The following is a 1,947-nucleotide window of genomic DNA, read 5'->3' on the forward strand; positions in this document are numbered from 1 at the left end:
GGAGCTCCGGGCGCTGGTCGGCGACGAACACGGCAAGCCGTTCCGGCCGCGCGAACTGCTGTTCGTCGACGCCTTCCCGAAGACGCAGTCGGGGAAGATCATCCGCCGCGCGATCGAGTCGGTGTACGTCGGCGAGGACCCCGGCGACCTCTCGTCGATGGAGAACCCCGAGGCGCTCGACTCGCTCCGGGACCCGGCCTGACCCCGGAGGAACCTCAGGCGGTCGCGTCCGCCACCGCCTCGGCGAGCGCGTCGTAGTCCGGCTCTCGGCCGGCGTTCTCGGCGAGCCACCGGTACGTCACGGTCCCGTCCGCGTCGATCACGAAGACGGCGCGCTGGGCGACCGTCTCGACGCCGTAGTGTTCGAACTCCTCGATCACGTCGTACGCCTCGATGGCGCGGTGGTCCGGGTCGGCGACCAGGGCGAACGGGAGGTCGTACTGGACGCGGTACGCGCCGAGCGCGTGCGGGAGGTCGGTGCTCACGCCGAACAGGGTGCAGTCGCCGCGGTCGAACCCGTCGCGGAGCGCCTCCATCTCGTCGGTACAGGTGTTCGAGAAGGCGGCGGGGAAGAAGGCGAGCACGACCGGCTCGTCGCCGAGGTGCCCGTCGAGCTCGAACGGCGCGATGTCGCCGTCTACGATCGATCCGGTGAAGTTCGGGGCGTCGTCGCCGACGTCTGGCATACCGGACACCTCGTCGGCCGCGCGTATCACGGTTTCGACGGCGGAACGTGGATCGCGACCCCGATTCCCGCGGCCCGTCTCGGCCGCCGACCGGAGGGCCGGTCGCGGCCGACGGCGGGAGGACAATCAAGTGCGTCACCGACGAACGGCCGCTCATGTCCGGCCCTCCACGCCGCCGCACCCGCCGCGGGATGATACCGCTCGCCGCGACCGCCTCGCTGACGGCGCTGTCCGGCTGTTTCGCCGTCGACACCGGCGACGTCGACCGCGCGAAGACGGTGCTTCAACTCGACGCGGCGTCGCCCGCGGGCGTCTCGAACGAGTTCAGTACCCCGGTCGCCGCCGTCGGCCACGCCGGACGGGCCGCCGTCCGGACGGCGGTCGACGGCGGCGAGGGGACGGTCGAGGGGCACTACGCGCCCGGCATCTCGACGCCGTACGTCGTCACCGACGGCGCCGAGTACTACCGAGTCGCGACCGAGCGGGTCCGCTCCGTCGCGGCGACGGGCTACGACTACACGGTCGCGGTCGACTCCGTCGACTCGTTCGTCTTCGGTCCCCCGTCGAGCGCGCCGTTCGCGGACCTTCCGGCGCACGACCGGGACGCCGTCCGCGACGCGCTCGGCGACGCGTCGCTGATCCACGCGCCGCACTACCCGCCGTTCCGAGTCACGTTCGCGTACGCGTCCGCCGAGCGGCGGGAGCGCTCGCGGTTCGTCCCGGGGAACGACGGGCTGCGGGTCGAGTGGGACGGCGAACTGCTCCGGTTCGCGTTCGAGGGGGAGCGGCCGGTCGAGGTCGCGACGGTCGCCGTTCGCGCCGAGCGCGTCGCCGCGTCCCGGCGGGGCTTCCGCCGGACCGTCGGCGAGGAGCGCGGTCGGTCGATCGACGGTCCGACCGCGGACCGACGGGCGATCCTCGACGCCGCGATCGACTCGGAATACGCGGAGACCCCGCCGCACTCCGACGCGTTCGCGGCCGTCCTCGACGCGATCTCGGCGGGCGGAGAGGCCGTTCCGCTCGTCCGCTACGACGGGGAGTGGTACTTCACGCACCTCTCCCGTCCGGACTGACTCGGCGGCCCGTTTCGCTCGCCCCGTCCCGGACGTGCTCGTCGGGCGCGACGATCCGGCGAGGCAAAAAGACTATAGTCGCCACAGGGCTAGAGCGGAGTAGAGATGGTAAGTGCGATTCCACTGATCGGCGGCATTCCGGCGGGGCCGGAGCTCCTCATCATCCTGCTCGTCCTGGTCCTGCTGTT

At 72.0% G+C, this 1,947-nt stretch carries 3 protein-coding genes and 1 pseudogene; 3 read left to right on the forward strand and 1 reads right to left on the reverse strand.

Translation table 11 applies throughout. The features are described from left to right. Positions 1-202: hypothetical protein (locus B9G38_RS16565; protein WP_143415579.1), on the forward strand; the 202-nt coding region annotated here is incomplete at its 5' end. Between the two features lie 13 nt (positions 203-215). Here B9G38_RS16565 and B9G38_RS16570 read toward each other — a convergent pair. Next, positions 216-686, reverse strand: a complete 471-nt coding sequence (locus tag B9G38_RS16570) for a redoxin domain-containing protein (RefSeq protein WP_086221109.1) — start codon at positions 684-686, stop codon at positions 216-218. 155 nt (positions 687-841) lie between these two features. Here B9G38_RS16570 and B9G38_RS16575 point away from each other — a divergent pair, with 155 nt between their 5' ends. Then, positions 842-1,759 (forward strand): hypothetical protein, encoded by a 918-nt coding sequence (locus B9G38_RS16575; protein ID WP_086221110.1) that lies wholly within the window; start codon positions 842-844, stop codon positions 1,757-1,759. Positions 1,760-1,864: 105 nt separating this feature from the next. Beyond that, positions 1,865-1,947: pseudogene (locus B9G38_RS18660) on the forward strand (twin-arginine translocase TatA/TatE family subunit); the annotation flags it as partial.

This window comes from Halorubrum sp. SD612 (assembly GCF_002135005.1).